General features: G+C 63.8%; 5 protein-coding genes and 1 pseudogene. 1 reads left to right on the forward strand and 5 read right to left on the reverse strand.

Features of this window, described 5'->3' with window-relative positions:
* Window positions 1–560 (forward strand): annotated as a pseudogene (locus EN935_RS16465) (hypothetical protein); the annotation flags it as partial.
* A gap of 307 nt (window positions 561–867) precedes the next feature.
* On the opposite strand, the gene EN935_RS16470 reads toward EN935_RS16465, so the two are convergent.
* The 5 genes from EN935_RS16470 to EN935_RS16490 form a co-directional block, all read right to left on the reverse strand.
* Window positions 868–2,652: an ABC transporter ATP-binding protein gene (locus EN935_RS16470; protein WP_127262940.1), complete on the reverse strand. Its 1,785-nt coding sequence runs from the start codon at window positions 2,650–2,652 to the stop codon at window positions 868–870.
* Window positions 2,653–2,661: 9 nt separating this feature from the next.
* The gene (locus tag EN935_RS16475; RefSeq protein ID WP_127262939.1) at window positions 2,662–3,696 is read right to left on the reverse strand and encodes a glycosyltransferase; all 1,035 of its coding nucleotides are present in this window, start codon (window positions 3,694–3,696) and stop codon (window positions 2,662–2,664) included.
* A gap of 3 nt (window positions 3,697–3,699) precedes the next feature.
* Window positions 3,700–4,806, reverse strand: a complete 1,107-nt coding sequence (locus tag EN935_RS16480; RefSeq protein ID WP_127262938.1) for a glycosyltransferase family A protein — start codon at window positions 4,804–4,806, stop codon at window positions 3,700–3,702.
* Window positions 4,803–5,972 carry an acyltransferase gene (locus EN935_RS16485; RefSeq protein WP_127262937.1) on the reverse strand — a complete coding sequence of 390 codons (1,170 nt, stop codon included), beginning with the start codon at window positions 5,970–5,972 and terminating at the stop codon, window positions 4,803–4,805. Before EN935_RS16485 ends, EN935_RS16480 begins: the two co-directional genes overlap by 4 nt.
* A gap of 617 nt (window positions 5,973–6,589) precedes the next feature.
* The coding region (locus tag EN935_RS16490; RefSeq protein ID WP_164771161.1) for an ATP-binding protein at window positions 6,590–6,864 on the reverse strand (275 nt) is incomplete at its 5' end.

The raw sequence follows: 6,864 nt of genomic DNA on the forward strand, positions 1-6,864 counted from the left end.
AGGCCGCACAGGCGAAGCTGTCGGAAGCAACCGAAGCGGCCCGCATGATGGAAGGCGACAGGGAAGCCGAACTGTCTCGCAGCCAGGCGGAAATGCGCGGTCTGCGTTCGGAGGTCCAGGACCTGCAATCGCGACTGGAGCAGGCGTCGACCGAGAACAGCGAGGCCGCCGGCGAAATCGCCAGGCTCAAGACCGAACTGAACGACGCGCTGGCCGAAAAGAAAATCGCCGACGAAAGATTGTCCGCTCTCACCCATGAGAACGAAAACGACAAGATGAGCCTTTCCAGATTGAACGCCGATCTTTCGCAGCTCACGCTGCAACAGGCATCGGAGCAGATACAGCTCGATGTCCAGAGGCAGGAATGCGACGATCTCAGGGCCGAAATCGAGTCACTCAATGCCCGGGTCAAGGAATTGCTGCCCTACGAGCGGCTGCACAAGGCCACCAATGGCAGACCGCGCGAGAGCGGCGTGGTCGAGATTGCCGGCGTGGTGGCGGAGAAGGCACGGGAAACGGGCAGGCGGCGCATCCGCAGGAACCTCCGCGCGGCGACTTAGGCGCGCTTGACCGTCGTCACGAGGAACCCGGGGGGGAGGCCGGCACCGCATCCGGAGAGTAAGTCAATGGGCACCGGCCAAGGCGGATCGACAGGTCCGCCGCGAGAGGCAAGGTAGCGAGCCTAGGCGCTGCATGGCATTGGTGCGATCACGGAAGGTGCCAGCGGCAATTCCCTGGCCTCTGATTCGAACCATGCGGCGGCCCGCCAACAAGCAAGCCACGAACGCATACGGGAAGCGATCGCGTGGCTCCCGTTTTATGCATGTCGTTGACCCAAAACCGCTGCGCACTTTTGGGCGACATGCATCAGTCGATCGGCTCGTGCTGGTAAAGCTCGTCCATGGAGAGTGATGCCAGGGCGCCGAAAGGCGCCTGCTTTTTCACGCGGCCGCCGCTGAGGATCACCACGTCGTCGCAGAACGAGATGGTGCTGTGATGGTGGCTGATGACGATGGTCGTGCGGCGGCCGGCTCTCGACTTCAGGGTCTCGACGATGGCCGCTTCCGACAGCCCGTCCACCGCATTGGTGGCTTCGTCCAGGATGAGGAGATCGGGATCGCGCACCAGGGCCCTGGCCAATGCGATCCGCTGCCTCTGTCCAGCCGAGAGATTGACACCCCTGTAGCCAACCAGCGTCTCGTAACCCTGAGGCAGCCGTTCGATGAATTCATGCGCTTCGGCCAGTCTTGCGGCGCCCTCGGCGTCGCCGGCGGTGGCCGCGTCCTGGCCGTAGGTTATGTTTTCAAAAATGGTGCCATCGACCAGTTCCAGCTCCTGGCTGGCCAGTGCGATGTGCCGTCGCCACTGGCTGGCATCGATCCAGTCGAGCGGTGATCCGTCGACGAGAATCCTGCCGGTGTCCGGTTCGACGAAGCGGCACAGGAGATTGACGATGGTCGTCTTGCCGGCGCCCGAGCGGCCGATCAGCGCCGTCGAGCGGCCACTGCCGATTTCGAACGTCGCAGCATGCAGCACCACTTCACGCCGGTCCGTGCCGGAATAGGTGAACGTCACATCATCGAACTTGATGCCCTGGCGCAGACCGTGGAACGGCCCATCGCCTCGCGGCGGTTGCGGCTTGCCGGTGGGATCCAGCAGCCATGTCACCTCTTCGAGCGATCCGCTCAGCCCTTGCAGCTGGCTCCACGACCCCTGCAGGGCGCGCATATGCGGCTGCAGCCTGTAGAGCAGTATGACGAACGCGATGATCAGCGGGAAACTCACCTGCGCCATCCAGGCGCCGATCACCACCGCCAGGAACAGCATGGCGTGGAGAACCTCCGTCAGCGGCGGCAGCGCTCCCTGACGAACGAGCAGGACGAAAGAGGCGCGGCGAACCGCATCGGAGGCTGTGTCGAATATCGCCTTCTCCCGGTTCTCCTGTCCGAAGATGCGGATCAGCCGTCCGGCATGCACAAGGTGGAGCATCTGCGAGGCGAGGTGGCCGTTGCGCGAAGCGACGCTACGGCTGGGCTCCTTCAGATTGGCCGAGAGGATGGCGTGCGCGATCTGGACGAGCGCCAGTCCGAGCGTGACCAGCAGCGTCATGCGCCACGAAAGCAGCAGCAGGAAAGCCAAGAGGATGATGGCGGCCGATGCGCTGACGATGGCCGACAGCATGATCTGGATCGCATCGGATGCCCGCCAGGATTCGTTGGAGATGATGTTGAGCAGGCGTCCCGGACTCTGCCGCAGGAAGAACGGGTAGCCGACGCGCAAGAGCTGCTCCGACAAGGCGCTGCGGATCGAATGACTTGCCTTGCCGGAGATGAAGGTCGTCAGCAGCGTGTTGGCGAAGGCGAAGACGTTCTTCAGGACGATCGAGCCGAGGATGGCGAGCGAAATGACGACAAGCCGGTCGCTTTCGCTCAAGCCCGATCCGACGTGCTGGAGGACAGCGGAGAAGCCGGCCATTCCCGCCGCATCTCCGTGTCCCATGATGATGCCCAGCAGCGGGATGATCAGGCCGATGCCGAACCCTTCGAGGACGGCGCTGACCAGACCGAGAACCACCACGGCCGGAAGCAGGCGCAATTGCCGCTTTCCGAACGCCCGGAACAGCATCGGCAGGCTTGGTGGTAGCAATGGCATTATAGCGTTTCACCTCACCTGGGCATTGGCTTGTTGATCTTGCCGCACTGGCTCAGCCTGCGGCCGTCTCGCCAGCAGGAGAACCGCGAATCTGGCCGCACCGAGCAAATTCATGGCGACGATCGGCCAGTGCGACAGGTTGAGTTCACGGTCGAACGCAGGCCCACCTGTCAATTCCCGCAAAGCCCCTCGTGCGGCCCAGTAGAAATGGCGAAGCAGCCAGGGCGCATGGCGAACATGTTTCAGGCAGAGCCCGCCATTGCCCAGGCTGTAGTCGCGGTGGAGCTTTTCGATGGCCTTGCGATCCCGCCGGCCGTGATGATGGAATATCGTCATATCAGGCACATACTCGACCGGGATACCGAGCAGCATCGCCCGCACGAGGTAATCGGTATCCTCGGCAGACCGCAATGGTCCCCCGGCGCCGAAGCGTTCGTCGAAATAGCCGATGCTGGCCGCGACATCGCGGTGCATCGTCATGTTGCAGCCCAGCACAAAACCGCCGGGGTGGACATCCGGTGTCAGCCGCTCGCGCACCCACGACCGCTTGATGGTGAACGGCAAATCCCTGGGATCGCCAAGCTCGACACGGCCTCCCCGGATGAGCCATTTTTCCCCGGACGCATAGTGCCGCTCCAGATCGCGCAAATAGTCGCAATGGACCGCGCAATCATCATCGACGAAGACCAGCACACGGCCGCGCGCGCGCCTCAGCCCGGCGTTGCGGGCAGCCGCCAATCCGGGGCGCGGCTCGCAAACGGGCGTGAATGGAATGTCCGACATAGCGGCGATGCTGGCCAGGCGCTCGGCCGTGCGGTCGCTCGAACCGTTGTCGACGACCACGAGTTCGGCCGCGAAGCCGGCATGTGCGCGGCACGCGGCCTGCACCGACTTGATGCAGGCATCGAGCACGGCGACGCGGTTGCGCGTGCAGATGATGAAGCTGACTTCCGGCGCCGATCGTTCCGGGCGGGGACCGGCCGGGGCAGGGCCAAGCGCCGTCGAACGATCGCGCTGCAGAGGTTGGTGGGCTTTGACGGTCATCCCTCAACTCGCCTGATAAGGTGCCAGAACCGCCGCGGCGGGCGCGGATTTGAAGAAATATGCCATGGCGTCCGCTTGCCTGCTGGCCGACAGCGAGGCAAGGCTGAGCCAGGGCGCCCAGGCGCCGGGCCGCAGCGCATATTGCTCGCGGCGCCGGATGACGTTCCACTTCGCGGTCCGCGTCAGCAATTCATGCGTCAGCGGGGGCTGCTTTTCGTCGGCGACGAGCTGGTAGAGGAAATAGAACAGGTTCAGCGCGCCGGCCTCGAAGCTCGGCCGTATCGCGGCCGGCAGCGAGCAAATCTCCTCCTCCAGCGCGACGATGAAGTTGGCCGCACGGGTAACCGTGTCGTGGCTGACCGCGTCGCCAATGTCGCGCAGGTCCCGCGTGGCTTGCGCCAGGCCCTCGCGCTCGAGGTTCTCGGCCACGATCCGCAAATGCGTCCTGCGCATCTCCTTGACGTGCCGGCTGGTCACGCTTGCCTGATGGACGCGGTAGACGACCAGGTTTTCGGGCATCATGGCTGCCGGGTAACGGCCGGCCAGCCGCCTGAAAAGATCGAAATCCTCGGCGTGCCTGTAGGTCTGGTCGTAGTGGAGAACGCCGTCGTTGACGACCTTCCTGTTGTAGACGACCGTCGGGTGCATGAAGATCGTGAAGAACATCGCCAGTATGGGGATGCGGCCGAACTGGAACACCGGATCGGGCTTGCCTCTGGCGATGCGGCCGCGGATCAACATGTCGACGCCGGCGCCGCAGAAGCCGAGTTCGGGCCGCCGCTCAAACAGCGCCACCTGGCGCGACAAGCGCCAGGGATAGGCGACGTCGTCGGCGTCCATCCGCGCGACCAACTCGCCCCGGGCGACCGCCAGCCCTTCGTTGAGCGTCGCGACGAGGCCACGGTTTTCGCGCGAGATGATCGAGATGCGGCTGTCGGCCTCGCGGTAGCGCTCGAGGATCTCGAGCGAATTGTCGGTCGACCCGTCATCGATCGCGATGATCTCCAGGCGGCCGTAATCCTGCCGCAGGATGCTTCCCAGTGCGGCGGCGAGATAGGGCCCGGCATTGTAGACCGGCAACAGGACGGAGACGAGTGGCGCGGCGGTCATCGTCTTGCATCCGTTCGCTGGAGGTCGAGCGATGGCGTGCGGCCATCGGGCGATCCGCCAGCCGCCCTTGGGAGCCAGCCGCCACGGCCGGCCTGCGCGGCGTGGGCGCGCGCGACATAGGGGAAGTGGCGCTTGAGGCCGTTGAGCGGCCTTTCGAAAACCACCCAGGAAATCGAGGCCGCGACAATCGTGGCGGCGCCCGCAACCAGGAACCGCCCCGGCCCTTGCTCCGAGACATTGAGCGGAATCCAGGGCTGCGATTTGACGGCGAGCGACAGCAATATCGGATGATAGAGATAAACGCCGTAGCTGATGCGGCCGAGACCAAGCAGCGGCGGCAGGTCAAGAAGCTTGCCGATTGTGCCGCCAAGGCCGCGCGAACAGGCGGCGACGATGACCATCAGCGGCACCAGGGGCAGGACTTGCCGCACCAGCCAATGGGCCCATTCCAGCATCGGATCGGCAGGCGCGGGGACAAACCACTCGATGACAAGGAATGCGGCCGCGAAGGCAGGCCAGCCGAGCTGCATCCAGTGCGGCAGGGCCGCACCCCTGGACCGCCAGCAGGCAAGCAGCGCGCCCGTCGCCAGCGCATCCATGGATGCCGGCGGCAGCAGGTCGCGCGCCAGCGCCGGGGTGGCGGTGACCGGCCAATAGAAGCGATAGGCCAGCGACAGCGCGATGACGCCTATGCAGATCTGCTCGAAGCGGCGGCGTGGGGCCAAAAGGACGACCAGCGGCCAGGCAAGATAGAACTGCTCCTCGATGCTCAGGCTCCAGAAATGGCACAGCACCCAAGGGTTCCAGTCATTGCGCAGCGCATACCAGAAGTTCGACAGATAAAGCGCATGCCAGAGCAGCGATCCCCTGGACTGCTCCAGGTCGACCAGCCAGACGAAACCCAGCACGGCAAAATAGGGCGGGAATATCCGCAGCGCCCGCCTGATGTAGAAGGATCGCAGCGCAGGGCCGGTTTCAAATTCGGCGGCCGAACGCGCTTCCAGGAGCAGGCGCGTGATCAGGAAGCCGCTCAGCACGAAGAACAGCCGCACGCCGATATGGCCCCAGAAGGAAGATCCCCCCGCCGCGAAGAAATGGGAGTACATCACCATCGTCACGGCGATGGCCCTCAGTGCATCCAGTTGGATATCGCGGGCGTTTCCCATCAGCGGCTTCCGCCGGCGTGATGTCCGCGACGAAGCCGCCAGCCGGCCGTTTCGAACGGCAGGCCAAGGCAGACGAGACTCGCCAGGGCGCCGGCACCGTCAAACCCCCGCTTTGCGAGTCCGATCGGGCCGGGCTCGAAATCGACGGACGGACAGCTCAAGTTGGTCAACCTGGCGGAATCCTCCACGGTGTATGTCCAGTCGCAAACGAGTCCCCCAGGAGATCGTTCGGCTACGGCATTGTGCAGCGCAACACAAAAAATCTACCCGGCTGAAATACTTATGTGAGCAAACGCTAAAAGTTGATAAAACCGGCCGGTTCTCGCCATTTTTGGCGAGTTTCCGCAGAATTTAAATCCTATGATTTAAGCTGTGCCGACATTCCCGCCTCGGTTGATTGAGGAGAGCTCTTGGCTTGAGAGCCTAGTTCTTTGTTAAATCACGAGAAATTTCGGAATCTATATTTTGGCTATATGGATTCGGTCCTGGTTCCGCGGAGAAATGAGTTGGAACCATTGGCTTTGCGCGGTGCAGCATGGTCGCCGTTTTTTCGTCGGTTGCCGCACGCAACGCCCGTCACTCGGCTGAGCGGGCCTCTGCTGTGGGCCGCCAACCCGTCACACCGCCTCAAACACCACCATCTGTTCAAGCCCGCCACCCCGCCGGTTTTCCAGCGTCACGGTGCCGCCGTAGCGCTCGATGATTTCCTTGGCGATGGCGAGGCCGAGACCAGCGCCCGGGATGGATTGCAGGCGGCCGGGGTCGACGCGGAAGAAGGGCTCGAACGCCTTGTTCAAGAGCTCCGGCGGAATGCCGGGCCCGTGGTCCGAAATGGTCAGCACGGCGCGATTGTTGGCCACGGCAAGGTCGATGCGGCATGCCTTGCCATGGG

Origin of the sequence: Mesorhizobium sp. M7D.F.Ca.US.004.03.1.1 (assembly GCF_003998635.1) — a bacterium.
Classification (GTDB): domain Bacteria; phylum Pseudomonadota; class Alphaproteobacteria; order Rhizobiales; family Rhizobiaceae; genus Mesorhizobium; species Mesorhizobium loti.